This window comes from Corynebacterium nasicanis (assembly GCF_042658165.1).
GTDB classification, from domain to species: Bacteria; Actinomycetota; Actinomycetes; order Mycobacteriales; family Mycobacteriaceae; genus Corynebacterium; species Corynebacterium nasicanis.
The window spans coordinates 621,380-646,652 of sequence record NZ_JBHSQE010000009.1 but is presented as its reverse complement, the minus strand read 5'-3'; the positions used below and the strand labels follow the sequence as shown (position 1 = coordinate 646,652).

The following is a 25,273-nucleotide window of genomic DNA, read 5'->3' as shown; positions in this document are numbered from 1 at the left end:
AGCTCCGCCCACTGCAGTGGGCGGAGCGGTGGCCCCGGGTGGTCGGGAGGCTACAGGTCGATGTTCCGGGGTCCGTAGAGACGGTCGCCGGCGTCGCCGAGACCAGGCACGATGTAGGCGTCCGCGTTGAGTTCCGGGTCGACGCACGCGGTGACCAGGCGCACGGGCAGCCCGGACTCCGCGAGCGCATCCACCCCCGGCTGGGCGGAGACCATGCAGATGGCGGTGATGTCGGTTGCCCCGCGGTCCGCCAGCAGGCGGATGGCGTGGAGCAGCGAGCCGCCGGTGGCCAGCATCGGGTCGACGACGAAAACGGTGCGGCCGGTGAGATCATGCGGCAGCGCCTCGAGGTACGGGACCGGCTCGTGGGTCTCCTCGTTGCGGGCCAGGCCGATGAAGCCCACCTGCGCGTCGGGAATCATCGACAGCGCCGGATCGATCATGCCCAGCCCGGCGCGGATCACCGGGACGATGATCGGCGGGTCCTGCAGGCGCGTGCCCTCCGCCACCGCCACGGGGGTCTGGCACTCGAAATGCTCGACGGGCAGGTCACGCGACGCCTCGTAGACCAGCATGGTGCCCAGGTCGGCGAGGGCGGCGCGGAAGGCGGCGTTGTCGCTGCGGGCGTCACGCATGATGGTCAGTCGTGAGGCGGCCAGCGGATGTTCGACGATGGTGATCTCCATGCGCACCAGGATAGCGGGAACCTTTCGGCCGTTTTCACAGTCCAATAAAGGCATGGACACTCTTCACCTCGATCCCGCCCACGCCCGCCTGCTGGCCACCGATCTTCTCGACGCCGCCTCCCGCCCTCCCCTCACCCCCGTCACCGTCTCCGGGGGCGGCCGCTTCGCGGCCTCGCTTCTCGACGCCCTCCTCCACCTCGACACCCAGACCCGCCGCGTCCACGAGCGGGCCCGCGTCCTCGGCGAGCGCTCGCACCGGATCATCGCAGCCGCCGATGCCCAGGACCGGGGGCTGGCTGCGGAGCTGGGGAGGCTGTCATGAGGGAGATCGTGGAGGCGGTCCGCCACATCCTCGACCTGGCCCCCGAGGAGCTGTCCCCGGTGGAGCTGCCCCCCTTGCCGGATTTCGCCGCGGCCGTCCCGCTGGCCGAGATGATCGCGCACGGCTCACCCGGCGGTACCACCCTGGTGGAGGTTGCCCGTCACCTCAGCGGGGACCGTGATCTTGTGTCCCGGATCAGCGACCGCGCCGCCGCCCACGTGGAGGCCACCCGCGCCGAGCTCACCCACCTCACCCACGGTCTGCTGCAGGAGGCGGGGGCGGTGGTGCCCAAGTTCTTCTCCCCCGCCCCCGGCGCGCAGCTGGGCGCCCTGCTCGAACTCCAGCTTCTGGCGCAGAGCTTCCTGCAGGAGGCGACCGCGCGCGTCACCGATCTCGACGGCCTGCTCGCGCCCCTGAGCGAGGACCTCGAGCGCGTGGCCGCCACCCCGCACGCCGCGCCCCTCCCGGACCCTGCCCCCGAAGCGCCGGAGACAGCGCCGGCCAGTTCGACGAGCAGCGGTGATGTGCAGGCCGGCGAGGCGGCGGTCGCGGCGGCCAAGAATGCCCTGGGCACTCCCTACGTGTGGGGAGGCACGACGCCTGCAGGCTTCGACTGTTCCGGCCTCACGCAATGGGCCTACCGGCAGGCCGGGGTGGAGCTGCCCCGCCTGGCCCAGGAGCAGAACGTCGGGGTGCAGGTGAGCGCCGAATCCCTGCAGCCGGGCGATCTCGCGGTGTGGGACGGGCACGTGGCCATGTACGCCGGGGACGGGCAGCTCATCGAGGCCGGGGACCCCGTCTCGCTCAACCCGGTGCGGACCACGAACATGGGCATGGCCTTCAAGGGCTTCTGGCGGCCGACGGGCTAGGACTCCGGTAGAATCCCGCCCCATGACCTCCCGTGCGATCATTCCTGTGAAACTGTCCCTCACCGAGGGCGACTTCTACACCCTCTGGGCACCGACCTGGAAGGAGCACGGGGCGGAGTGGCAGGCCTTCCTCGGCGACGAGGACGGGCTGTTCCTGTTCACCTCCCCGGCGCAGCTCCACGCTTTCCTGCGCTCCGGGAAGCGCCACGACCTCACCTCCCACCCCAAGTGGGGCGCCTTCGCCGCCCAGCCCGCGGATCTCATCGTGCCGGAGAAGAAGGAGACCTTCGACATCATCGGCGCCCCGGCACTGCTGGCCGGCCGCCCCTCCTACGAGAACGTCTCCGCCCTGGGCCGCGTGCTCCAGGTGACCAGGTCGCTGGCCGAGGTCACGGGTGCGGATGACGCCGTCCTCTTCTTCGCCTCCCACTCCGTCCTGGGCAATGTCCAGCGCGGCGCGGACCACTACGGCGGTGACCACGGAATGGGCGAGTGGTCGGCGGTCGGCCGGGTCGTGCTGGCCAACTGGGCCAAGGTCGTCGCATCCCTGGACGAGCAGGTGCGGGTCATCGAGGTCGCCGACACGGAGGCCGCGGAATCCCAGCAGCTTATCGACGACGCCCGGATCCGCACCGCCGAAGCCAAGGCCGCCGCGGAAGCCGCCGAGAAGGAGGCCGCCGAGCAGGCCGACCCCTACGACTCCTCCGTGTGGGGCCTGGCCGGCATCGACCCGGTGAAGATCACCCTCGACGGCAAGTCGGTCTACACCCTGCGTACCTACGTCGACGGCGCCCCGGTGTTCCTGGGCCGTTTCGGTGAGATCTTCACCTTCCCCACCACCCGTCAGCTCGCCCGCTGGCTGGTGGAGAACGACGAGCACGACATGGCCGGCCTGGCCACGTGGGAGACGGTGATGACCCACGCCAACGCCGGCGAGCTGGACGTCCTCGTGCACCCGGACAACCAGTACTCCTACCAGGGGCTGGTCGCGGACATCGGGAAGGGCCCGGAGGCCGTCGACACCGCGCAGATGTCGCGCGGCTACGAGCTCTTCGCAGATGCCGCCGACTGGGCCGCCGACGACTCCCTCAACTCCTACTTGCTGGCCAACCCCCGCACGCAGGACTACCTGTCCTACATGCTCGGCTCCACCAAGACGGCCGGTTACGTGCCCTCCAAGCCCTACTCCGACCACGCGAACTCCTGGAAGGAGCTGGAGGAGATGCTGGTCAAGCGCTTCTCCAAGTTCTAGGCGCCCGACCTGACAGCTACTCCCGGAACTCGTCGTCGAACTCGTCGAGCCCGGCGCCGAGGTCCTGCGCCTCATAGGCCGGGAGGATGACGCGCTCGAGCAGGTCCTGGCGCTCGACCTCGCTGATGAAGGCCCCGCGCACGGCGTTGACGGTGAGGTCGAAGAACTCCTCCAGGCCGTAGCCGAAGATCTGCTCGAGGCGCTCGAACTCGGCGCTCAGGCCGCCCGCCACGTCGAGCTGCGCGGTGTTGACCGTGCAGGTGAAACCGAGCTGCTGCCACAGGGTCAGCGGATGCTCGGAATACTCGTCAACCACGCCGAGGGACACCTCGAGCGAGGGCGCGCACTCCACGACGATGTGCCGGTCCCGCACCCAGCTCGAGACGCGGCCGGGCAGGACTCCCTCGAATCCCTCGGTGTCGACCGTGAAGTCGTCGATGAGCGCCAGCGCGTGGCTCAGGCGCACCGCGCCGTGCTGCACCGCCGCGGCGATCTCCTCGATGCCGCCGTGCAACCCGGCGTGGACGGTGAAGGGGACGTAGTTCTCGCGCAGCAGCCGGAAGGCCTCGGCGAATTCCTCCAGCCCGGCCAGCTCGCCGGCCACGTCGAAGCCGACGACCGCAGGCCCGTGGTTGGCCACGACGAGGGACGCGACGGCGGTGGCATCCTGGCCGGGGTGGGCGGTGGGGATGAGGCGGGCGTCGATAAGCGGGACGTCGAGGCCGGCGACGGCGCAATCGATGACCTCCTGGAGGGTGAGGCCGCCGGCGGTGTGCAGGTGCGGGGAGAGGCGGAGCTCGACGTAGACGACCCGGTCCTCGACCAGCCGCTCAAGGTGCTCCCGGACCTGGGCGGTGAGCGCGTCGGGGGTCTGGGCGGGCGGGCCGGCGAGGTGGTCGTGGAGGAGGACCTTGGGCAGATCGGAGATGTCGCTCATGTCGACCATCCTAACGGGGGCCTACGATGGCTCCCGTCATGAAGATGTTCGCCACCCTCACCCTGGCCGTCGCGCTGACGCTGCCCACCCTGCCGCCGTCGGAGACCCCCACCCGCGACCGCGCCCCCGACACGTCGGGCTGCCCGCACTCCCTCCTCCCGCCGGAGCCGCAGACCACCTCGGAGGTGCCGGAGCCGGGGGCCACCCCCACTCCCCTGCCGGTCGTCGCGGACGCGCCGTGCGGGGTGTCGGCGCCGCGTGGTTTCGACGTCCCCGACGAGGTGCACGCCAGCGCCTGGCTCCTAGCCGACATGGATTCCGGCGAGGTCATCGCGGCGAAGGACCCGCACGGGCGCTACCGGCCGGCGAGCATCATCAAGGTGCTGCTGGCCATGGTCGTGCTGCGGGAGCTGGACCCCGCCACGGAGGTGGTGGTCAGCCACGAATCCGCGGCCCAGATCGGCTCGGCGGTCGGGCTCGGCGAGGGCGGCACCTACACCGTCGACGACCTCCTCCACGGTCTGCTGCTCTCCTCCGGCAACGACGCCGCCCACGCCCTCGCGCAGGAGCTCGGCGGCGATGCCCTCACCCTGCGCCTGATCAACGATCTGGCGCGGGAGCTGGGCACCACCGACACCGTCGCCGCCAGCTACTCCGGCCTCGACGCCCCCGGGATGTCCACCTCCGCCTTCGACATGGGACTCATCTACCGCCGGGCCTACGCCACGCCGCGCCTCTACGAGATCATGAACACCGACCACGTCGCCTTCCCCGGCTTCGATGAGCTGCCCGGTTTCGAGGTGTGGAACGACAACGGCCTGCTGCTCAACGACGAACACGGCCTCGGCGGCAAGACCGGGTACACCGACGACGCCAACCACACCTTCGTCGGCGCCAAGGAGCGAAGCGGCCGGCGCCTCTTCGCGGTCATCCTCGACACGACGACAGAGAAGGCGCGCCCGTGGGAGCAGGCGCAGCTGCTTCTCGACGCCGCCTTCGACACCCCCGCCGGCGAGGGCGTTGGCCTGCTCGAGCCGGTGTCCGCGGCGGAGCCCACCCCGGCCCCGGACGCGGATCCCGTGGAGGTGCCCGGGGTCCACGACGCCGATGATCCCCGGCCCTGGGGGCTGCCGGGGATCATCGCGGTGGCGGTCGTGGGGGTGCTCGCCCTGGTGGGGGCTGTGATCAGCGTCCGGACTTCCGGACGACCTCGGCGCCGGCCCAGCGGTCGTGGACGCCGATGAGCCCGTTCTCCGGCTTGATGGACACACCGATGACGATCATGCCGATGAAGCTGATGAGCGCGCCCAGGCCCGGGATGATGTTGACCAGACGCCACCACTGGCGCTTGGCGGACTGCTCCCAGCTGAGCTTGTCACCGGTCTGCTGGTCCCGGACCTCGTAGCCGAAGAGGTGCTTGACCGGGGAGGCGCCGGTGAGCACCTCGAAGCCGAGGAACCAGGCCGCTCCGATGAGACCCGCGAGCACGGTCCCGAGGACGGCCTCCGTGTCCACGCCGACGAGCACCACGCTGGTGACCAGACCCACGGCGAGTCCGTCGAGGATCATCATGCCCAGGCGCTTGAGGGCGGAGGGCCGGTCCGCGAAGGACGGCACGGCGCCGTAGGCGGGCGCGACCGGCACCTGCGCGGTGTAGGGGGTGGCGTTCTGGAAGGGCTGGAACACCGGCTCCGGCGGGGGCTCATGGACGTGGGTGGGGTAGTTGTAGGCGTTGGCCGGAGGCGTCGGCTCGGGCTGCAGGCCCGCGGCCGGGAAGGTGCCGAAGTTACCCAGGTGCTCCAGGTCCGCCCAGGTGAGTCGGAGGGAGGCGCGGAGAGCGTCGTCGTAGGTGGCGCGGCGGCTCTCGTCGGAGAGAACGGCGAAGGCCGTCTGCAGCTGCCGCCGCCGCGGATCGGAGGCGGGGATGAGCTGGTTCTCCAGGTCCAGGTCGCGGGCGGCGATTTCGCGGGCCAGGTCGCTGCTGGAGGCGGAGCGCTCGCAACCGACGGTGTCGTAGAGGTCGGGCATCGGGGAGGTCATGGCGTTCACCTTGGTCCTGTCTGTTCGGCGGGTTATGACTACAGGCTAAGCCTCAGGGGGCGCCCCCGCATCGGGCGTTCCCCTGATTTCTCCCCTGATACGGCGGCTACTTCCGGCGCAGCAGCGCGAGGGCGCCGGCGCCCAGGGCGGCGGCCGCCGCCCCCAGCCCGACGGCGGTGCCCGTTCCGGGCCCCCGGTTGATCTCCTGGCGCACGCGGATGACCGCCGGTTCGGGGGCCGGCATCTGCGCCATGGCCATCGATTCCTCGGTGGTCGCCGCCCATGCGGACACGTAGAGCACGAGGCGCCACACGAGGTAGAGCAGGACCATGAGACCGATGATGGGTCCGAAGGTGGCGCCCGCCGGGTTGGACAGGGCGTTGGAGGCGAAGAGGGATCCGAGCTGCTTGATCACCTCGAAGGCGAGGGCGCCGATGAGCGCCGCCTGCAGGCCGGAGCGCCGGGGCACCTTGGTGCGTGGCAGGTAGAAGACCATCCACGCCATGACGAGGAAGTTCGCCAGCACACCGACGACGATGGAGACGAGGAAGGTGACGAAGCGGATGCCCGGGACCTCGCCCAGGCCGAAGAACTCGAGCACGTGGGTGGTCAACCCGGAGCTGAAGACCGCGGTGACGGCGAAGGCCAGCACCAGGGCCAGCAGCAGGCCGACGAGGCCGAGCAGGTCGGAGGCCTTGTTCTTGAGGAAGTTGCCCACCGCCGTGGGATCGACCTTCCACATCTTGGACACCCCGTAGCGCAGGTTGCTCATCCAGCCCAGGCCCGACCACAGGGCGGTGAGGGCACCGATGCCGGCGACCGTGCCGCGCTGCTCGATGGCGGTTTCGAGAATGTCGTTGATGAGAGCGCCCACCTCACCCCCGACGGATCCGGCGATCTGCTCCTGGACCTGGGAGAGCACCTCCGGGCGGTTGGCCAGGAAGCTGGCGATGGCCGCCACCACGAGCATGAGGATCGGGAAGATCGCCAGTACCGAGAAGTAGGTGATGCCGGCGGAGTACTGGTTGCCTCCCATGGAGGAGTAGCGGTCCTGCATCCGCATGAGGTGGTCGACCGCCTCGGAGCGGTCGCGCACCTTGTCGACGACCCCCTGCTCGTCGTCGCGGAGCCGTTCAATTCCGAACTCGTCGGTGTAGCGCTGATCGGGGTGTGTGCTCGTGGCCACGGGATCTCCTCGGGAACGGTGAAACCATCACGTCTGTTGATATGACTTCAACGGTAGGGAAATTTGGGGCGCCCCGCACCCACCGCACGCCCGCTGCGGCGAAACCGTTACCTGGCGACGCGCAGGGAGCGCAGGAACCCGACCTTGTCGTAGATGTCCTCGACGAGCGGCTCCGCCACCTCCCGGGCGCGTTCCGCACCGGCGGCGAGGATGCGCTCGAGCTCGCCGCGGTCGGCCATGAGCTCGTCGAAACGCGCGCGCAGCGGGGTGGTGAACGCCTCGAGGGCGTCGGCGGTGTCGACCTTGAGCGCGCCGTAGCCGGCCCCCTCGTAGCCGGCCACGAGCTTGTCGACGGGCGTGCCCGTCAGCGCCGACTGGATGACCAGCAGGTTGGACACGCCCGGCTTGTTCTCCTTGTCGAAGGTGATGATGCCGTCGTTGTCCGTCACCGCGGAGCGGATGCGCTTGGCGGAGGTCTTCGGGTCGTCGAGAAGATTGACGCAGCCCTTGGGGTTCTCCGCCGACTTGGACATCTTCGCCGTGGGATTCTGCAGGTCCTGGATCTTCGCGGCCCCCTCGGGGATGAAGCTCTCGGGCACGACGAAGGTCTCCCCGTAGCGGGAGTTGAAGCGCTCCGCCAGGGTGCGGGTGAGCTCGAGGTGCTGACGCTGGTCCTCGCCCACGGGCACGAGCTGCGGCTTGTACAGCAGGATGTCGGCGGCCATGAGCACCGGGTAGGTGAACAGGCCGACGGTGGCGCGGTCCGCCCCCTGCTTGGCCGACTTGTCCTTGAACTGGGTCATCCGCGAGGCCTCGCCGAAGCCGGTGAGGCAGCCGAGCACCCAGGTGAGCTCCGCGTGCTGCGGCACGTGGGACTGGACGAAGAGGGTGGAGCGCTCCGGGTCGATGCCCAGGGCGATGAGCTGGGCGGCGCCGGCGATGGTGCGGCGGCGCAGCTCCTCCGGATCCTGCTCGACGGTGATGGCGTGCAGGTCGGGGATGAAGTAGAACGCGTCGTAGTTGTTCTGCAGGTCGATCCACTGCTTGAGCGCACCCAGGTAGTTGCCCAGGTGGTAGGAGTCCGCGGTCGGCTGGATGCCGGAGAGGACTCGCTGGCGGGATTCGGTCGACGGATTCTGCTCGCTCATGGCTGTTGAGTCTAGCCCGACATGCCGAAGGCGGCGTCGATCACCTGCGTATCGACGCCGCCTTCTCCCCGCCGCAGCGGCTAGAGCTTGCGGGAGGTGGGGCTGTACTTGTCGAGGCCGATGGCCAGGGCCACGATGACGAGGGCGCCACCGGCGCCCATGAGCAGGGCCGCGACGATGGCCAGCACGGCGTGACCCAGGGCGGCGGCCCAGAACCAGCCGGCGATGAAGAGGGCGGCACCGAGGACCAGGTAGATGAGAGCGCGCATGTGAGTTCCACTTCTCTTGAAGGTTCTATAGTCGTGCAACACTCTAGCACCCGGGGTTAGCCCCGGGGGCGTACCTGCGGATCAGCTTCCGGCTCCTGCTCCGGTCCGGTGTCCGGATCATCCTCCGGTAGCGCCCAGCGCTGCTTCTTCCCGCCCGCGCCGCGCTTCTTCCCCAGCAGGGAATAGCGGGAGACGTCGAAGCTGAGGCTGTTGCGGGAGCGGCGGAGGCTGCGGCGGGTGGACTGGTAGTGCAGGGAGGAACGGGGGTTCTTCGTCGCCTCGTCGGTCTGGTACTCGAAGACCGGCAGGGAAAGGCCGAAGTACATCGCGATGACGCGGATGACGAAGGCGGCCACCAGGGTGATGACGATGGTCCAGTTCTCCCCCACCCCCATCGCCAGCAGGCTCATGTAGATGCACGTGGCGAAGATGGAGATGGTGGCGTAGAGCTCCTTGGAGAACACCAGCGGCACGCGGTCGCTCATGAGGTCACGGAGGATGCCGCCGGACACGCCGTTGACCACCGAGGCCACGCACGCGATGACGAAGCCGTGCCCCAGCCCGAGGGCCATCTGGGTGCCGATGACCGAGAAGGTGGCCAGGCCGACGGCGTCGGCAAGCAGGAACACCTTCCGGAAGTAGTGCATGAGGAAGGACAGGGACACCGTCACCAGCGCGGTGACGACGACGATGATGAGGTAGATCGGCTGCTCCACCCACGTCAGGGGGTAGGTGTCGAGCACCATGTCGCGGATCGTGCCGCCGCCGAGCGCGGTGAGCGCGGCCAGCGCCACGACGCCGAAGAGGTCCATCTTCTGCTTGCCCGCGGCCAGCGCCGCGGTGATCGCCTCGGCGGTGATGCCGATGACGAAGGTGACCACGAGCAGTTGCGCGGTATCGACAGCGTCCATGATCTATGAGTACGTCACATTCAGTGGGGAGTGATCGGACCAGCGGGTCTCCACGGTGGGTGCGCGGTCAACCCAGCTGCGCTCGGCCCGCCCGAGCATGCTCCGGGTGGCCGCCTGGTAGTCGATGCGCCAGCCGGCGTTGTTGTTGAACGCCTGCCCACGGTAGGTCCACCAGGTGTACGGCCCCTCCCCTTCCGGCTGGAGGCGACGGGCCACGTCGAACCACCGCGGTTCGGTGGCTGCACCCCGGATCGTACGCCCCGGGTAGTCGATGACACCGAAATACTCCCCCAGCCCCGGCTTGTCCTGCGGGTTCTCCTCCGGGAAGGCGCCGAACACGGAGTCCATGAACGCCCGCTCGTCGGCGAGGAAGCCGGACTTCTTCATGTTGGACTTCCAGTTCTTCAGGTCCTCGCGGCGGTGGCAGATGTTCCAGTCGCCGCCGATGACCATGTCCGGGTAGGCGTCGGCCAGGGCGTCGAGGTGGGGGCCGAACGAGTCGAGGAAGGAGTACTTCTCGTCCTGCTTGGCCGAGCCGGCGGAACCGGAGGGCAGGTAGAGGGAGGCGACCCGCACACCTTCATAGGTGCCCTCGATCCAGCGGCCGGAATCGAGGAAGGAACCGAGGCCGACGCGGACGTCGGCAAGCGGGGCGCGGGAGAGAATGCCCACGCCGGCCCGGCCCCGGGCGGCGGCCGGGGCACCGACGTAGTGCCAGCCTGCGTCGAGCGCCGGCTGGAGGGCCGCGATCGACTCCTCGACGGTGGCGCGGACCTCCTGGAGCAGCACCACGTCGGCCGGGGACTGTTCCAGCCAGGCGAGCATGCCGGGGTTGTCCTCGTTGCGCTGCTTCACTGCGGCGCGGATTCCATTGACGTTGACGGAAGAGATGGTCAGGCTCATTCCGCTCACCTTAGTCGGGGCGGGCGGGCGCACCAGTTTCTCCCCGACCCTTTCCTTGTCAATTTAGGCCATGCTAAGTTAGCCAAGCCTTGCCTAAATGCTATCGAAAGGATTCCGGTGCACCGACCCAACCGCCTCCGCGTCACGGGGGTGCTCGCCAGCGCGCTCGCCGCCCTCACGCTCGCGGCCTGCAGCTCGCCCGGCGACACGCCCGCCAGTTCCCCTGCCGACCCCGCCGCAGGCTTCCCCACGACCATCACCCACGCCTTCGGAACGACGACCATCCCCACCACCCCGGAACGCGTGGCCACCATCGGCTGGGCCAACCACGAAGTGCCGCTGGCTCTGGACATCGTCCCCGTCGGCATGTCGAAGGCCACGTGGGGAGACGATGACGGCGACGGCCTCCTCCCCTGGGTCGAGGACAAGCTCGCGGAACTTCACGCCCCGCCGCCGGTCCTCTTCGACGAGACCGACGCGATCCCCTTCGAGCAGATCGCCGACACCCGCCCTGACGTCATCCTCGCCGCCTATTCCGGACTCACCCGCGACGACTACGACAAGCTGAGCAAGATCGCCCCCGTCGTCGCCTACCCGGGCATCCCCTGGGGGACCTCCCTGCCGGACATGATCTCGCTCGACGCCCAGGGCCTGGGTAAGTCCGCCGAAGGCCACGAGCTCACCGCGGACCTGGAGGCCGAGGTCGCCGCTGCGCTCGACGAACACCCGGAGCTGCGGGAGGCCAAGGTCCTGTTCACCTCCTTCGGCGGCCAGAACGACCTGTCCACCATCGGCTTCTACGGCACCCAGGATCCCCGGGCCGGCTTCCTCGCCGACGCCGGCCTCGGGGTCCCCGCCGTCGTCGCAGCGGAGAGCCATGATGCCGCGCAGTTCTGGATCGAGTACTCGGCCGAAGACGTGGAGTCGTTCCACGACGTGGACCTCATCATCTCCTACGGATCCGACGACCCGGAGGAGAACCAGAAGACCCTGGACACGCTGCAGGCACATCCGCTCCTGGGGACCATCCCCGCGATCCGGGACGGCCACGTCGCCTTCCTCGGCACCGGACCCCTGTCCGCCGCCGCCAACCCCTCCCCGTTGTCCATTCCCTGGGGAGTCCGGGACTACTTCGCCCTCCTCGCGGAGGCCCTGACGTAGCCGCCATGCCCACCCACTCCTCCCGCGCCCTCATCCTCGGCGCCCTCGCGTGCCTGCTCCTCGTCTGTGCCCTCGCGTCCGTGACCTACGGGGCCCGCGACATCGCGCTTGCCGACGCCTGGTCCGCCCTCCGCGGCCACGCCGACACCATCAACCAGGCCGCCGCCGCGCAACGCCTGCCCCGCACCGCCCTGGCCGCCGCCGTCGGTGCGGCGCTGGCGGTCGCGGGGGTGAGCATGCAGGCGATCACCCGCAATCCCCTGGCGGACCCCGGGATCTTCGGGGTCCTGTCCGGCGCCGCCCTGGCGGTCGTCGTCGGCATCGCCTTCTTCGGGCTGCGCAACCCCGTGCCCACGTTCTTCACCGCCATCCTCGGTTCCGCGCTGGCGGCGGTATTTGTCTTTGTCGTGGGCTCGCTGAGCAGCCCGGGCGGCGCGCGGGGCGGGGACCCCGCTCCCCTCTCCCTGGCGCTGGCCGGGGCGGCCACCGCCGCCGCCGGCAGTTCGCTGGTGAGCGCGGTCCTGCTCCCCCGGGTCGACGTCATGGACACCTTCCGCTTCTGGCAGATCGGCAGCGTCGGGGGAGCCACCTTCGAGCATCTCCTCCTGGGGGTGCCGTTCCTGCTGGGAGGCGCCCTGCTGTGCCTGGCCAGCGCCGGAGGGCTCAACGCACTGGCCCTCGGCGACGACGTCGCCGCCGGACTCGGCGCCCACCCCGGCGCCACCCGACTGGTGGCCGCCACCGGCGCCGTCACCCTCTGCGGCACCGCGACCGCACTGGCCGGCCCCATCGGCTTCGTGGGACTGGTCGTCCCCCACCTGTGTCGCCTCGTCGTCGGGAGCGACCACCGCTGGCTCCTGCCCACCTCCGCCGTGGCGGGCGCGGTGCTGCTCATCGCCGCCGACACCGTGGGCCGCGTCATCGCGCGGCCCCATGAGATCGCCGTCGCCGTCATCACCCCGCTCCTGGGGGCGCCGCTGTTCATCTGGATCGTGCGCCGCCAGAAGGTGCGTGACCTGTGATCCCCCACCTGAGGGCCGCGCGGTCCCGACGCCGCGCCGCCCACCGACAGCGTCTGCTCCTGTTGACGGTGCTGCTCAGCGCCGTGATCGGAGCGAGCCTCATGGTCGGCGAGACCTTCTACACCCCCCTCGAGGTGGCCCGGGTCATCGGCGGGGAGCAGGTGCCGGGCGCCTCCTACACGGTCGGTGAGCTGCGCCTGCCCCGGACCGCGTTGGCGGTCCTGGCCGGCGCCGCCTTTGGGGTCTCCGGCGTGGTGTTCCAGATGCTGCTGCGCAATGTCCTGGCCTCGCCCGACATCATCGGCATCTCCTCGGGGGCCGGGGCGGCGGGGGTGGTGGGCATCGTGTTCCTCCACCTCACCCAGGCGGCGGTATCGGCACTGTCCCTGCTGGCCGCGCTCGCGGTGGCCGGGGCCATCTACCTGCTGTCCCAGCGCGGCGGTTTCCGCAGCACCCGGCTCATCCTCATCGGTATCGGCGTGGCGGCCCTGCTGCAGTCGGTGGTCACCTACTCGCTGTCCCGGGCGGCCGCGTGGGACCTGCCCACCGCCACCCGCTGGTTGACCGGTTCCCTCAACGCCGCGAGCTGGCCGTGGGTACTGCCCGTCGCCACCGCCGTGGGCGTGCTGGTGCCGCTCATCCTCGTGCTCGACCACCGCCTCAGCGTTCTCCGCCTGGGCGATGACCTCGCCGCCGGCCTGGGGGTCCCGGTCGGACTCACCCGGGTCACGGTCATGGTGGCGGCGGTGGCTCTCATCGCGGTGGCCACCGCCGCCTGCGGCCCGGTCGCCTTCGTCGCCTTCATGTCCGGGCCCATCGCCCTCCGCCTCACCACACCCGGAGCCTCGCCGGTACCGGCGGCCGGCCTGTGCGGGGCGCTGCTCATGCTCACGGCCGATCTCGTCGGGCAATTCGCCCTGGGGACCCGCTACCCGGTCGGAGTCATCACCGGAATGCTGGGCGCGCCGTATCTCATCCTCCTGCTCATCCGCTCCCAACGATCGGGGACCCACCCATGACCACCCCTTCCCTCTCCGCCCGGGAGTTGTCCGTGTCCTACGGCGACCGCCCGGTCCTCACCGACCTGGACGTGAGCATCCTGCCCGGCGCGGTGACCGGCATCATCGGCGGCAACGGGTGCGGGAAATCCACCCTGCTCCGCGCCCTCTCCCGCCTGCTGCGCCCCACCGCGGGCCAGGTGCTGCTCGACTCGACCCCGCTCACGGACCTGCCCGCCCGACAGGTCGCCCGGCTGCTGGGCCTTTTGCCGCAGGCCCCGCTCGCGCCGGACGGTATCACCGTCGCCGACCTGGTGGGGCGCGGCCGGACCCCGCACCAGGGGTTGTTCGGACGGTGGTCGGCCCGTGACCACGAGGTGGTCGCGCGGGCGCTGCTCAACACCGGCATCGCCGACCTCGCCGACCGCAGCGTCGACGAGCTCTCCGGCGGACAGCGGCAGCGGGTGTGGATCGCCATGGCCCTCGCGCAGGACACCGACATCCTGCTTCTCGACGAACCCACGACCTACCTCGACATCGCCCACCAGATCGACATCCTCGACCTGCTCCGCGACCTCAACGCCGAGCGCGGCACGACCGTGGTGATGGTCCTGCACGACCTCAACCTCGCCTCCCGCTATTGCGATCAGCTGGTGGCGCTCTCCGCCGGGCGTGTCGTGTCCGCCGGGCCTCCGGCCCAGGTGATCACCCCCGCCCTCATCCGGGAGGTCTTCGACCTGCCCTCCCGCATCGTCCCCGACCCCGTCTCCGGGGCTCCGCTGGTCCTGCCCGTCGGGCGCCACGGGGTGCTCGATCCCGCCCTCCACCCCCTGCCGAGGTAACCGCCGTGTCCTACCGCCCCTTCCACGTCCACGTCCACCGCAGCGAGCGGCTCAGCCCCCATTTCCTGCGGATCACCCTCACCGGGGATGAGCTGCGCCATTTCCGCGCCAGCGGACCTTTCCTCGATCAGCGTCTCAAGCTCATCTTCCCCACCGACAGCGGCGATCTGCCCGTACTCGATGCCGCAGGTGACTGGTTCGCGCAGTGGTCGGCGCTGCCCGCCGAGAGGCGGGGCCCGATGCGCAGCTACTCAGTCCGTCAGCTTCTCGACGCCGCCGGTCACCGGTTCCTGGTCATCGATTTCGTGCTCCACCTGGCCCCCGACGCCACCGGGCCGGCCGCCCGGTGGGCGCGGGACGCCCGTCCCGGGGATCCACTCCTGGTCATCGGCCCCTCCCGGGACACCCCGGAGGGGATGGGCGTGGAGTTCCTGCCCGGCACCGCCACCCGCATCGTGCTCGTCGGGGATGAGACCGCCGCCCCGGCGATCGCCCGCATCCTCGACGACCTGCCCGCCGATGCCCGGGGCCAGGCGCTCATCGAGGTCCCCACCCAGGACGATGTGCTGTCCTTTCCCACTCCCGAGCGGATGACCGTCCGCTGGTTGCCCCGGCACGGGCTCCCGCCCGGGCAACTCCTGCTGGACCACTTCCAGCTCACCGGCCGGGAGCCCTCGCCCGGGGAGGTCCTGCCGTGGGAGACCCCGGACTACTCCTCCTCGGGTGAGCCCCTCGACGTCGATAAGCGACCGGGGGACGGCACCTACCACTGGATCGCCGGCGAAGCGGTCATGGTGACCACCCTCCGGCGACACCTGGTGCGGGACCGGGGGGTGGCACGCTCCCAGGTGTCGTTCATGGGTTACTGGAAACAAGGCGTGGCCATGCGGGGTTGAATGCAATTCCCCATGCCCTGTCCTACACCTGCTCCAGCGGAAACAGGTATCCTTAGCCGTTGACACTGCCGATATTGAAGAAAGCGTTAGGGAGTTACATGGCAAAGATCATCTGGACCCGCACCGACGAGGCCCCGCTGCTCGCGACCTACTCGTTCAAGCCTGTCGTGGAGGCCTTTGTCGGCACTGCAGGCGTGGATGTCGAGACCCGCGACATCTCCCTGGCCGGCCGTATCCTGGCCCAGTTCCCGGACCGCCTCACGGAGGAGCAGCGCGTCGACGACGCCCTCGCCGAGCTCGGCGAGCTGGCGAAGACGCCGGAGGCCAACATCATCAAGCTCCCGAACATCTCCGCTTCCGTGCCGCAGCTCAAGGCCGCGATCAAGGAGCTGCAGGCGCAGGGCTACGACCTCCCCGAGTACGTCGACTCCCCGCAGACCGAGGAGGAGAAGGACGCCCGGAAGCGCTACGACGTAGTGAAGGGTTCCGCCGTGAACCCCGTACTCCGTGAGGGCAACTCCGATCGCCGTGCGCCGGAGGCCGTGAAGAACTTCGTCAAGAAGAACCCGCACCGCATGGGCGCCTGGTCCGCCGACTCCAAGACCAACGTCGCCACCATGGACGCCGATGACTTCCGCCACAACGAGCAGTCCGTCATCCTGCCGGCCGAGGACACCCTCTCCTTCGTCCACGTCGCCGCCGACGGCACCGAGACCAAGCTGCGCGAGGACCTCAAGGTCCAGGCCGGCGAGGTCGTCGACGGCACCGTCATGCGCGCCGCCGCCCTGCAGTCCTTCCTCGACGAGCAGGTCAAGCGCGCCCAGGACGAGGGCATCCTCTTCTCCGTCCACCTCAAGGCCACCATGATGAAGGTCTCCGACCCGATCATCTTCGGCTACGTCGTGCGCTCCTTCTTCTCCGACGTCTTCGACAAGTACGGCGAGCAGCTGCTGGCCGCCGGCCTCGACGGCGAGAACGGCCTCGGCGCCATCTACTCCGGCCTCGAGGACCTGGAGAACGGCGCCGAGATCCGCGCCGCCTTCGACGAGGCTCTCGCCGCCGGCCCGGACCTGGCGATGGTGAACTCCGACAAGGGCATCACCAACCTGCACGTCCCCTCCGACGTCATCGTCGACGCCTCCATGCCCGCCATGATCCGCACCTCCGGCCAGATGTGGAACAAGGACGACCAGACCCAGGACACCCTGGCGGTCATCCCGGACTCCTCCTACGCCGGCATCTACCAGGCCGTCATCGAGGACTGCAAGGCCAACGGCGCCTACGACCCGACCACCATGGGCACCGTCCCGAACGTCGGCCTCATGGCCCAGAAGGCCGAGGAGTACGGCTCCCACGACAAGACCTTCAAGATCGCCACCGACGGCACCGTCCAGGTCCGCAACTCCGCCGGTGAGGCCCTCCTCGAGCACGAGGTCTCCGCCGGCGACATCTGGCGCGCCTGCCAGACCAAGGACGCCCCGATCCAGGACTGGGTCAAGCTGGCCGTCGACCGCGCCCGCATCTCCGGCATGCCGGCCGTGTTCTGGCTCGACCCGGAGCGCGCGCACGACCGCAACCTCACCACCCTGGTGGAGAAGTACCTGGCAGACCACGACACCGAGGGCCTGGACATCCGCATCCTCTCCCCCGTCGAGGCCACCAAGCTCTCCGTCGAGCGCATCCGCCGCGGCGAGGACACCATCTCCGTGACCGGCAACGTGCTGCGCGACTACAACACTGACCTCTTCCCCATCCTCGAGCTGGGCACCTCCGCCAAGATGCTCTCCGTCGTGCCGCTCATGGCTGGCGGCGGCCTCTTCGAGACCGGTGCCGGCGGCTCCGCCCCGAAGCACGTCGAGCAGGTCGTGCAGGAGAACCACCTCCGCTGGGATTCCCTCGGCGAGTTCCTCGCCCTGGCCGAGTCCCTGCGCCACGTGTCCCGCACCCAGGACAACGCCCAGGCGGCCGTGCTGGCCGACACCCTGGACAAGGCCACCGAGAAGCTGCTGGCCGAGGGCAAGTCCCCGTCCCGCAAGGTCGGCGAGATCGACAACCGCGGCTCCCACTTCTACCTGGCCGCCTACTGGGCCGAGGCCCTGGCCGCGCAGACCGAGGATGCCGCCCTGGCCGAGACCTTCGCGCCGGTCGCCGAGGCTCTCGCCGCCGAGGCCGCCACGATCGACCAGGAGCTCATCGACAACCAGGGTTCCGCTGTGGACCTGGGCGGCTACTACAACCCGTCCGATGAGAAGACCTCCGACGTGATGCGTCCCTCCTCCAAGTTCAACGAGATCATCGACGCGCTGAAGTAACGCGCCGCTTCTCGACGCCGCCCCCGCCCTCCCGGGCCGGGGCGGCGTTGTGCTGTGTGGGTGTGGGTGGGCGCTGCCTTGGCTTGCCGCGCCCCGCCGCGCCCCGCCGCGCCCCGCCGCGCCCCGCCGCGCCCCGCCGCGCCCTCGTCGAATTCACGCTGTCGATTGCAGGGCTTCCCGGGTCCGGCAGGCAACCCTTTCGACGGCGTGCTTTCGACGAGGCCGCCAACCCCACCAATGAACCACTTGGTCTACCGATGCTCTATTTTTATTCAACCGCCTCCACCTGCCCAAACCCCTCTAAAGCAGACCGCTCGGTTTAAAACTCCACACAGGCCACCTAAAGTGTCCCCCATGACTCGATACGATAATTCCGCAGCCGCCGAATGGGACTTTGACACCCGCGCCATCCACGCCGGCCAGACCCTGGACTCCGACAACAACTCCCGCAACCAGCCGATCCACCTGACCACCTCCTACGTGTTCAACTCGGCCGAGCATGCGAAGCAGCGTTTCGCGCTCGAGGACCTCGGTCCCGTCTACACGCGCCTGACCAACCCCACGGTGGAGGCGCTGGAGAATCGCCTCGCCTCCCTGGAGGGCGGCGTCCACGCCGTGGCCTTCGCCTCCGGCCAGGCCGCGGAGACGGCCGCCATCCTCAATGTGGCGGGCGCGGGCGATCACATCGTCACCTCCCCGCACCTCTACGGCGGCACGGAGACCCTCTTCCAGGTCACCCTCAAGCGCCTGGGCATCGAGGTGACCTTCGTGGAGAACCCGGATGATCCGGAGTCCTGGCAGGCGGCCGTGCAGCCGAACACGCGCGCCTTCTACGGCGAGACCTTCGGCAACCCGGCCGCGGACATCCTCGATATCCCGGCCGTCGCCGAGGTGGCGCACCGCAACGGCGTGCCGCTCATCGTGGACAACACCATCGCCACCGCCGCTCTCGTGCGTCCGCTGGAGCTGGGCGCCGATGTGGTCGTGGCCTCGCTGACCAAGTTCTACACCGGCAACGGCTCCGCCCTGGGCGGCATCCTCGTCGACGGCGGCACCTTCGACTGGACCGTCGAGCGCGACGGCGAGCCGGTGCACGCGCAGTTCGTCACCCCGGACCCGGCCTACCACGGCCTCAAGTACGCCGATCTGGGCGCCGCCGCCTACGGCCTCAAGGCCCGCGTCGGCCTGCTGCGCGACACGGGCGCCGCCATCTCCCCCTTCAACGCCTGGGTGACGCTGCAGGGTCTGGACACCCTGCCGCTGCGCATCGAGCGCCACAACGAGAACGCCCTGCAGGTGGTCGAGTTCCTGCACAACCACCCGAAGGTGGCGAAGGTGAACTTCGCGGGCACCCCGGACTCGCCCTACGCCGCCACCAAGGAGAAGCTGGGGCTGCGCTACACGGGCTCCGTGCTCACCTTCGAGCTCGCGGCCGAGGGCGATGACCGGGAGAACGCGTGGCGTTTCATCGACGCCCTGCAGCTGCACTCCAACCTGGCCAATGTCGGCGATGTGCGTTCGCTCGTCGTGCACCCGGCATCGACGACCCACTCCCAGTCGGATGAGGCGGGCCTGGCGCGGGCGCAGGTGACGCAGAAGACGATCCGCCTGTCGGTGGGCATCGAGAAGATCACCGACATCATCGCCGACCTGGAGCGCGGCCTCGAGGCTGTGTAGACACCCCCGGAAAGACAGCTTGGTCCATATACATTCACGCCCCGACCTGCGGGGACGTGAATGGAGGCTACCCCACTGTTTGCGCAGGCCCGTGCGGAAATCTACCCTTTAGCGAAACCGCGCGGAAAGGGGCAGGACATGGACATGAACGAGTGGAGCGTCGAGGCCCTCCAGCTGCTCTCGCACGCCGCCGAGGAGACCAGGAAGGTGACGTCCCATCGCTAACCTCACTCTGGCCCCTCAGGGCGAACTCTCACAGGTCCGCATCGGAGACCTCCCGACGGAGGCGGGTGGCGTCGTCACCGACGCCACCATCGCCTACCGTCGCTGGGGAGAGTTCCGCGGCGACCCGGACGGCACCAACAATCTCGTTCTCATCGAACACGCCCTGACCGGCGACACCAACGTCGCCGACTGGTGGTGCGACCTCCTCGGCCCCGGGCGCGCCCTGGACACCGACGCCTGGTGCATCGTGTGCACCAACGTCATCGGCGGCTGCCAGGGGTCCACGGGCCCGGCCTCCCCGCACCCGGAGGGCGGCCGGTGGGGCTCCCGGTTCCCGGCGATCTCGGTCCGCGACCAGGTCACCGCGGAGACCATGCTTCTCGACGCCCTCGGGATCTCCCGCATCCACGCCGTCATCGGCGGCTCCATGGGCGGGGCCCGCACCTTGGAGTGGGCCCTCATGCACCCGGAGAAGCTCAACGCGGCCTGCGTCATCGCCGTCTCCGCGCGGGCCAGCGCCTGGCAGATCGGCATCCAGACCGCGCAGATCTCCGCGATCGAACGCGACCCGGCCTGGCAGGGCGGGGACTACTACGACACCGGTTCCTCCCCCGACGCCGGGCTGGCCGCGGCCCGCCGCATCGCCCACCTCACCTACCGCGGTGAGCAGGAGCTGGACGAGCGTTTCGGCGCGGGCCGCCAGGAGGGGGAGAACCCCCACGGCGAGTTCCGTGACCCGGAGCAGCGCTTCGCGGTGGAGAGCTACCTGCAGTACCACGGCCAGAAGCTGGTCGAGCGTTTCGACGCCGGCAGCTACGTCGTCCTCACCGAGGCCCTCAACCGCCACAACATCGGCCGCGGCCGTGGGGGCCTCAACAAGGCGCTCGGCGCGTGCCGGGTCCCCACCATGATCGTGGGCGTGGACACCGACATCCTCTACCCCTATCACCAGCAGGAGCACCTCTCCCGCAACATTCCGGAGCTCATGGGCATCGCCCGGATCTCCTCCCCCGTCGGCCATGACGCCTTCCTCGCCGAGTTCCGGCAGATGGACCGGATCCTCCGCCGCTTCTTCGTCCTCAGCGTGCTCAGCGGCGAGGATCACGAGGACGACGGCTACCTCATCTAGGAATCAGGACCCCAACGCGTCCACCGACGCCGCCAGAAACGCCATCGTCCCCCCGAGGACGGTGCAGAAGGCGGCGTCGAAACGCCGAGAGCGCACGGCGAAGACCCCGACGAGGCGGGAATCGCAGGTGTAGCGCACCACGGCCAGCCACAACAGGGACACCCCGAGGACGAAGGTGGCGCGCCGCCAGTGCTCGGTCAGGGAGTACACACTCGCCAGCCCCACCCCGAGGACGAAGAGTGCGAGGAATCCCCACTGCACCCACCGGGGCAGCCGCGCGGGCGCCACCGACAGGTCGTGGGGGTTGTCCAGGGGTCTACTCACCTGCGAGCAGTTCCGCCCTCTCGACGACGTTGGACACCAGGAAGGCGCGGGTCAGCGGGCCGACACCACCCGGGTTCGGGGAGACGTACGCAGCGACCTCCCACACGTCGGGGTGGACGTCGCCGGCGAGCTTGCCGTCGAGACGCGAGACGCCGACGTCGAGCACCGCGGCGCCCGGCTTGATCATGTCGGCGGTGAGCATGTGGGGCACGCCGGCGGCGGCGATGATGACGTCCGCGTTCTTCGTCTCCGCGGCGAGGTCCTTCGTGCCGGTGTGGCAGAGGGTGACTGTGGAGTTCTCGGAACGGCGGGTGAGCATGAGGCCGATGGGGCGCCCGACGGTGACGCCGCGGCCGATGACGACCACCTTCGCGCCACCCAGCTCGACGCCGAAGCGGCGCAGCAGGTGGATGGAGCCGTTGGGGGTGCACGGCAGCGGGGCGGGCTCGTTGAGCACCAGCTTGCCCAGGTTGACCGGGTGGAGGCCGTCGGCATCCTTGTCCGGGTCGATGGCGGCGAGCACGGCGTTCTCGTCGAGGTGCTTCGGCAGCGGGAGCTGGACGATGTAGCCGGTGCAGGCGGGGTCGTTGTTGAGCTCGTCGATGACGGCGAGCAGGTCCTCCTGCGAGATGTCCGCCGGCAGATCCTTGCGGATCGAGTTGATGCCGATCTGCTCGCAGTCGCGGTGCTTCATCTTCACATAGGAGTGCGAGGCCGGGTCGTCGCCCACGAGCACGGTCGCCAGGCCGGGGACGATGCCCTTCTCCCGCAGCGCGGCGGTCCGCTTCGCGAGGTCCTCGAAGATCTCGTCACGATAGAGTTGTCCGTCAAGTTTGATCGCAGTCACGCCCCTCATCCTAGACTCTCCTCCATGGCCCGACTGCACGTCATCTTCGATAATCCCGTCATTCCCCCGAACACGGGCAACGCCATCCGCATGTGCGCGGGCTCGGGGGCGCACCTCCACCTCGTGGAGCCGCTGGGGTTCTCGCTCGCTGAGCGGCACCTGCGGCGCGCCGGCCTGGACTACCACGACCTCGCCGAGGTCACCGTCCATGCCTCCTTCGAGGAGTGCTTATCGACGCTCCCCGCCTCCCGCATCTTCCCCTTCACCACCCGCGCCACCGTGTGGCATACCGACGTGGCCTGGCGGGAGGGCGACGCCCTGCTCTTCGGCACGGAGACCACCGGCCTGCCCGAGACGGTGCTCGCGCACCCGCGCCTGGAGCACGAGGTGCGTATCCCCATGATCCCGGGACGACGCTCGATGAACCTGTCCAACTCCGCAGCGGTGGCGACCTATGAGGCCTGGCGTCAGCTCGGCTTCCCGGGCGGGGTGTAGGTCGGCAGTTCACGACTGCGCAGCAGAGTGAGCAGGGAGGTGCCGTCCTCCGGGGTGAGATCCTGACCGGCCATGCGCACGGGACCGGGCACCAGGTCGAAGCGCACGGTGCACAGGCGGAGCAGCTGCTGCAGCGGGCCCCGGGTGAGGGTGAGCTCCTGGATGTGGCTGGGGTGGATGATGCTGATGCGGGTGCTCAGCCGCCCGGTCCGGGTGATGACGGCATCCTCGCGCACCGTCACTGACTGCTGGTGCAGGTCCACGGGTGAGACCCACCGGGCACGGGCCGGGGAGGTGAAGGTGGGGGCGTCGATAAGCGGGGCCGGGGCGATGACGGCGAGGAGGGCGTTGGCCTGCGCACGGTCCCCGACCGGCAGGACGGTGGTGGTCGCGGCGTTGCGGCCAGCCGTCATCCCGTAGCCGGCGACGGAGACCGCGACGGACCACCAGCCGGTGAGCCGCCACAGGAAAGGCTGGGTGAGGCGCACGCCGTGGATGCGGTCCAGCGGAATCGACTGCTTCCGGCGGTCGGCGAGTCCGTAGGAGAGATGGAGGGTGTCGTCGTCGAGACGCGCGGTGAAACGCCAGGCACGGTCGATCTGATTCCACACGACGGGCACAACACCGAGGAGGATGGGGACCAGGGCCGCCATGCTCAGCGGGGAGAGCACGACCGCGACGACCACGATGACGGCACCGATGTTGGAGACCTGCAGTGCCGCGGCGGCCAGGGAGCGGGCGATGGGGATCTCGGGGACGATCGCCGTGTCGGGCGTCGCTGCGGGGATGGGGTCGGCGGCCGCCGGGCCGGTGTGCACCCGGGCGAGGACCTCGCTCCGGACCGCCTCCGCCTCGGCCTTCGGCAGGTAGGCGATCTCGATGACGGAGTTGCCGCCGCCGGCGGTCTCCACCCGAACCGCGGCCAGGCCGAAGATCCGCGCGATGACGGACTCCACCACGTCGACGGCCTGGATGCGGTCGTACCGGGCGGTGCGCAGATTCGTGGTCAGCACGCCCTGCCGCAGCGCCAGCTCCTCCGCTCCGAGACGGAAACCCAGCGCCTTCCACCACACCTGGGACACAAACCACACCAGCCCGCAGGCCAGTGCGAAGGCGGCGGCAACCCCGAGGAGGGCGAGGACCTGCCCGCCCTCCAGCCAGGTCCAGGCGCTGCCGAGTGCGCTGAGGTTGACGTTGAGCACCACGACGGCGAGCAGCGCGAGGATGAGAGTCCAGAACTTCAGCAACGGGGTCAGCCGGTGGACGCGACGGAACTCCTCGTCCGGGCTCACAGGCCGCTCATCCTCTCCCGGGCCTTGTCCGCGAGCCGCTCCCGCAGGGCGTCGGCGGTGTCGGCGGGCAGTCCCTCGACCGTGGAGTCCGAGGACGCCGAGGCCGTGTGCAGCTTGAGGGTCTTCATCCCCAGGGCGCGCTCGACCGGTCCGGCGGTGACGTCGACGAACTGGATCCGGCCGTAGGGCACGACCGTGAAGGTGTGCCACAGCCTGCCCTTGGTGATGAGCAGTTCATCCTCCGTCTCCTGCCACCCCAGCAGCTTGACCTGCGCCGGGATGAGCCAGATCTGCCAGGCCAGCAGTGCCAGGAGGATTCCCGCGCCGATCCAGAACCAGGGGCTCCACCACCACGCCAGGACGGCGCAGACGAGCAGGGGGACGATGAGCCACGGCAGGCGGCCCAGGTAGCGGGCGGTGGTCAGTTGCGGGGAGACAGGATGCACGGCCTCCACCCTAACCGCGGCGACGCCGCCGTCGGGCGCGGCGGACGGGGAGGAGGGCGGCGTCAATAAGCAGGAACGCCAGCAGACTGAGACCGAAGAGCGGGGCGATGAGCGAATAGGCGAGAACCGCCGCCCCCACCCCGAGGGTGGCTGCGGGGTGCATCTGGCGCCGCCCGTGGCGTGTGGGTTTGATTATCAATGACATGGGTCATGTGTTATCAGTCGTCCCCGGCAGCCGCCCGGTTCCGACCGCCCTCGCCCGCCGGCCCCGATTCACCCCTCCGGGAAGTTCCCGCCCGGACGAGGTCGCCAGATCATTCCCAGCGGACCCGAATGTCGCCCAGACTGCTTTCGGCGATCGGGACCGTCCGCCGCCCCACCCGGACACTGAGCAGACCGGCGACCGGGGCCGCCGCCACGCTCACGCGCACGCCGGGCCCGATGCCGTGCTCGGCGAGGTAGCGCAGCAGTCCCGGGTCGTGGTCGTTGATCTGCTCGATGATCACGTCCGTGCCGGGTTGGGCGGCCGCGAGACTGTGTCCGGACAACTCCTCCACGGATCCGTCGGCGGCGGGGATGGGGTCGCCGTGGGGGTCGCGGGCGGGGTGGCCGAGGTGGGTGTCGATGCGCGCGAGAAGCCGGTCGGAGACGCCGTGTTCCAGCAGGTCCGCGTCCTCGTGGACCTCATCCCACGTGTAGCCCAGGACCGTCACCAGGAAGGTCTCCAGGAGGCGGTGGCGGCGGACCATCCCCAGGGCCAGGCGGCGCCCCTCCGCGGTGAGGGTGACCCCGGCGTAGGGCTGGTGGTCCACCAGGCCCTGCCGCGCGAGACGCTTGACGGCCTCGGAGGCGGTGGGCAGTTTCTGCCCGGTGGCGCGGGCCAGGTCGCCCAGCGCCACCGGGGCACTGGTCTGTTCCGCGATGTCCCAGATCGCCTTGAGGTAGTCCTGCGAGCGATCGGGCAGGTCGGTGACGTGCATACATCCATCGTAGCGGGGCGGGTACTTGCCGCAGCAGGCAGTGCAGGCTAGCGTAGCCAGAAGTTCATTCCGTTGAACTTTCATATCCAGCAAACAGAAAGCAC

At 69.7% G+C, this 25,273-nt stretch carries 28 protein-coding genes; 14 read left to right on the top strand and 14 right to left on the bottom strand.

Going from position 1 to position 25,273, the window contains the following annotated elements:
• Nucleotides 1-50: 50 nt before the first annotated feature.
• On the bottom strand, nucleotides 51-686 hold the full coding sequence (gene upp, locus ACFPUZ_RS11945; protein WP_377002123.1) for a uracil phosphoribosyltransferase: 636 nt from the start codon (nucleotides 684-686) through the stop codon (nucleotides 51-53).
• A gap of 52 nt (nucleotides 687-738) precedes the next feature.
• On the opposite strand from upp, the gene ACFPUZ_RS11940 reads away from it, so the two are divergent.
• From ACFPUZ_RS11940 to ACFPUZ_RS11930, 3 genes are read left to right on the top strand one after another with little or no spacing between them, the layout of a single operon-like run.
• Nucleotides 739-1,008, top strand: a complete 270-nt coding sequence (locus ACFPUZ_RS11940) for a hypothetical protein (RefSeq protein WP_377002122.1) — start codon at nucleotides 739-741, stop codon at nucleotides 1,006-1,008.
• Nucleotides 1,005-1,877: a C40 family peptidase gene (locus ACFPUZ_RS11935; protein WP_377002121.1), complete on the top strand. Its 873-nt coding sequence runs from the start codon at nucleotides 1,005-1,007 to the stop codon at nucleotides 1,875-1,877. Before ACFPUZ_RS11940 ends, ACFPUZ_RS11935 begins: the two co-directional genes overlap by 4 nt.
• 22 nt (nucleotides 1,878-1,899) lie before the next feature.
• The gene (locus ACFPUZ_RS11930; RefSeq protein ID WP_377002120.1) at nucleotides 1,900-3,129 is read left to right on the top strand and encodes a hypothetical protein; all 1,230 of its coding nucleotides are present in this window, start codon (nucleotides 1,900-1,902) and stop codon (nucleotides 3,127-3,129) included.
• Between the two features lie 16 nt (nucleotides 3,130-3,145).
• Here the strand turns inward: ACFPUZ_RS11930 and ACFPUZ_RS11925 are convergent, their stop codons facing one another.
• Entirely contained in the window at nucleotides 3,146-4,066 is a 921-nt protein-coding gene (locus ACFPUZ_RS11925) for an adenosine deaminase family protein (RefSeq protein ID WP_377002119.1), read from the bottom strand.
• A gap of 38 nt (nucleotides 4,067-4,104) precedes the next feature.
• Between ACFPUZ_RS11925 and ACFPUZ_RS11920 the strand changes: the two genes are divergently transcribed.
• Nucleotides 4,105-5,310, top strand: coding sequence for a D-alanyl-D-alanine carboxypeptidase family protein (locus ACFPUZ_RS11920; RefSeq protein ID WP_377002118.1), 1,206 nt, complete (start codon nucleotides 4,105-4,107; stop codon nucleotides 5,308-5,310).
• Here the strand turns inward: ACFPUZ_RS11920 and ACFPUZ_RS11915 are convergent.
• The 6 genes from ACFPUZ_RS11915 to ACFPUZ_RS11890 form a co-directional block, all read right to left on the bottom strand.
• Nucleotides 5,252-6,106, bottom strand: coding sequence for an RDD family protein (locus tag ACFPUZ_RS11915; RefSeq protein WP_377002117.1), 855 nt, complete (start codon nucleotides 6,104-6,106; stop codon nucleotides 5,252-5,254). The genes ACFPUZ_RS11920 and ACFPUZ_RS11915 overlap by 59 nt on opposite strands.
• A gap of 106 nt (nucleotides 6,107-6,212) precedes the next feature.
• Nucleotides 6,213-7,292, bottom strand: coding sequence for a YhjD/YihY/BrkB family envelope integrity protein (locus tag ACFPUZ_RS11910; RefSeq protein WP_377002116.1), 1,080 nt, complete (start codon nucleotides 7,290-7,292; stop codon nucleotides 6,213-6,215).
• A 107-nt stretch (nucleotides 7,293-7,399) separates the two neighbouring features.
• Entirely contained in the window at nucleotides 7,400-8,440 is a 1,041-nt protein-coding gene (trpS, locus tag ACFPUZ_RS11905) for a tryptophan--tRNA ligase (RefSeq protein ID WP_377002115.1), read from the bottom strand.
• Between the two features lie 80 nt (nucleotides 8,441-8,520).
• Nucleotides 8,521-8,709: a hypothetical protein gene (locus ACFPUZ_RS11900; RefSeq protein WP_377002114.1), complete on the bottom strand. Its 189-nt coding sequence runs from the start codon at nucleotides 8,707-8,709 to the stop codon at nucleotides 8,521-8,523.
• A gap of 56 nt (nucleotides 8,710-8,765) precedes the next feature.
• Nucleotides 8,766-9,620, bottom strand: coding sequence for a trimeric intracellular cation channel family protein (locus ACFPUZ_RS11895; protein WP_377002112.1), 855 nt, complete (start codon nucleotides 9,618-9,620; stop codon nucleotides 8,766-8,768).
• A 3-nt stretch (nucleotides 9,621-9,623) separates the two neighbouring features.
• A complete protein-coding gene (locus ACFPUZ_RS11890) occupies nucleotides 9,624-10,523 on the bottom strand; it encodes an exodeoxyribonuclease III (RefSeq protein ID WP_377002111.1) in 900 nt (299 codons plus the stop codon).
• A gap of 117 nt (nucleotides 10,524-10,640) precedes the next feature.
• Between ACFPUZ_RS11890 and ACFPUZ_RS11885 the strand changes: the two genes are divergently transcribed.
• The 9 genes from ACFPUZ_RS11885 (at nucleotide 10,641) to metX (ending at nucleotide 20,785) form a co-directional block, all read left to right on the top strand.
• Complete coding sequence (locus ACFPUZ_RS11885) at nucleotides 10,641-11,684, top strand: iron-siderophore ABC transporter substrate-binding protein (protein ID WP_377002110.1); 1,044 nt, start codon at nucleotides 10,641-10,643, stop codon at nucleotides 11,682-11,684.
• A gap of 5 nt (nucleotides 11,685-11,689) precedes the next feature.
• The gene (locus ACFPUZ_RS11880; RefSeq protein WP_377002109.1) at nucleotides 11,690-12,706 is read left to right on the top strand and encodes a FecCD family ABC transporter permease; all 1,017 of its coding nucleotides are present in this window, start codon (nucleotides 11,690-11,692) and stop codon (nucleotides 12,704-12,706) included.
• Nucleotides 12,703-13,725 (top strand): FecCD family ABC transporter permease, encoded by a 1,023-nt coding sequence (locus ACFPUZ_RS11875; protein ID WP_377002108.1) that lies wholly within the window; start codon nucleotides 12,703-12,705, stop codon nucleotides 13,723-13,725. Before ACFPUZ_RS11880 ends, ACFPUZ_RS11875 begins: the two co-directional genes overlap by 4 nt.
• On the top strand, nucleotides 13,722-14,546 hold the full coding sequence (locus ACFPUZ_RS11870) for an ABC transporter ATP-binding protein (RefSeq protein WP_377002107.1): 825 nt from the start codon (nucleotides 13,722-13,724) through the stop codon (nucleotides 14,544-14,546). The genes ACFPUZ_RS11875 and ACFPUZ_RS11870 overlap by 4 nt, the downstream gene beginning before the upstream one ends.
• Nucleotides 14,547-14,551: 5 nt before the next feature.
• A complete protein-coding gene (locus ACFPUZ_RS11865; RefSeq protein WP_377002105.1) occupies nucleotides 14,552-15,442 on the top strand; it encodes a siderophore-interacting protein in 891 nt (296 codons plus the stop codon).
• A gap of 98 nt (nucleotides 15,443-15,540) precedes the next feature.
• Nucleotides 15,541-17,754, top strand: coding sequence for an NADP-dependent isocitrate dehydrogenase (locus tag ACFPUZ_RS11860; RefSeq protein WP_377002104.1), 2,214 nt, complete (start codon nucleotides 15,541-15,543; stop codon nucleotides 17,752-17,754).
• Between the two features lie 354 nt (nucleotides 17,755-18,108).
• Nucleotides 18,109-19,431 (top strand): O-acetylhomoserine/O-acetylserine sulfhydrylase, encoded by a 1,323-nt coding sequence (locus ACFPUZ_RS11855; protein WP_377002103.1) that lies wholly within the window; start codon nucleotides 18,109-18,111, stop codon nucleotides 19,429-19,431.
• Nucleotides 19,432-19,491: 60 nt separating this feature from the next.
• Nucleotides 19,492-19,656: a hypothetical protein gene (locus ACFPUZ_RS11850; RefSeq protein WP_377002102.1), complete on the top strand. Its 165-nt coding sequence runs from the start codon at nucleotides 19,492-19,494 to the stop codon at nucleotides 19,654-19,656.
• The gene (metX, locus tag ACFPUZ_RS11845) at nucleotides 19,649-20,785 is read left to right on the top strand and encodes a homoserine O-acetyltransferase MetX (protein WP_377002270.1); all 1,137 of its coding nucleotides are present in this window, start codon (nucleotides 19,649-19,651) and stop codon (nucleotides 20,783-20,785) included. The genes ACFPUZ_RS11850 and metX overlap by 8 nt, the downstream gene beginning before the upstream one ends.
• Before the next feature lie 3 nt (nucleotides 20,786-20,788).
• On the opposite strand, the gene ACFPUZ_RS11840 is transcribed toward metX, so the two are convergent.
• Together ACFPUZ_RS11840 and ACFPUZ_RS11835 are read right to left on the bottom strand one after the other, a co-directional pair.
• Nucleotides 20,789-21,109, bottom strand: a complete 321-nt coding sequence (locus ACFPUZ_RS11840) for a DUF3017 domain-containing protein (RefSeq protein WP_377002101.1) — start codon at nucleotides 21,107-21,109, stop codon at nucleotides 20,789-20,791.
• Complete coding sequence (locus ACFPUZ_RS11835) at nucleotides 21,102-21,956, bottom strand: bifunctional methylenetetrahydrofolate dehydrogenase/methenyltetrahydrofolate cyclohydrolase (RefSeq protein WP_377002100.1); 855 nt, start codon at nucleotides 21,954-21,956, stop codon at nucleotides 21,102-21,104. The genes ACFPUZ_RS11840 and ACFPUZ_RS11835 overlap by 8 nt, the downstream gene beginning before the upstream one ends.
• 24 nt (nucleotides 21,957-21,980) lie before the next feature.
• Between ACFPUZ_RS11835 and ACFPUZ_RS11830 the strand changes: the two genes are divergently transcribed.
• Nucleotides 21,981-22,451, top strand: coding sequence for a tRNA (cytidine(34)-2'-O)-methyltransferase (locus tag ACFPUZ_RS11830; RefSeq protein WP_377002098.1), 471 nt, complete (start codon nucleotides 21,981-21,983; stop codon nucleotides 22,449-22,451).
• Here the strand turns inward: ACFPUZ_RS11830 and ACFPUZ_RS11825 are convergent.
• From ACFPUZ_RS11825 to ACFPUZ_RS11810, 4 genes are all read right to left on the bottom strand, one after another.
• Entirely contained in the window at nucleotides 22,424-23,743 is a 1,320-nt protein-coding gene (locus ACFPUZ_RS11825) for a PH domain-containing protein (RefSeq protein ID WP_377002097.1), read from the bottom strand. The two genes, ACFPUZ_RS11830 and ACFPUZ_RS11825, sit on opposite strands and share 28 nt — an antisense overlap.
• On the bottom strand, nucleotides 23,740-24,189 hold the full coding sequence (locus ACFPUZ_RS11820; RefSeq protein ID WP_377002096.1) for a PH domain-containing protein: 450 nt from the start codon (nucleotides 24,187-24,189) through the stop codon (nucleotides 23,740-23,742). Before ACFPUZ_RS11820 ends, ACFPUZ_RS11825 begins: the two co-directional genes overlap by 4 nt.
• Before the next feature lie 10 nt (nucleotides 24,190-24,199).
• A complete protein-coding gene (locus ACFPUZ_RS11815; RefSeq protein WP_377002095.1) occupies nucleotides 24,200-24,352 on the bottom strand; it encodes a hypothetical protein in 153 nt (50 codons plus the stop codon).
• 151 nt (nucleotides 24,353-24,503) lie between these two features.
• A complete protein-coding gene (locus tag ACFPUZ_RS11810; protein WP_377002094.1) occupies nucleotides 24,504-25,169 on the bottom strand; it encodes a metal-dependent transcriptional regulator in 666 nt (221 codons plus the stop codon).
• Nucleotides 25,170-25,273 lie beyond the last annotated feature (104 nt).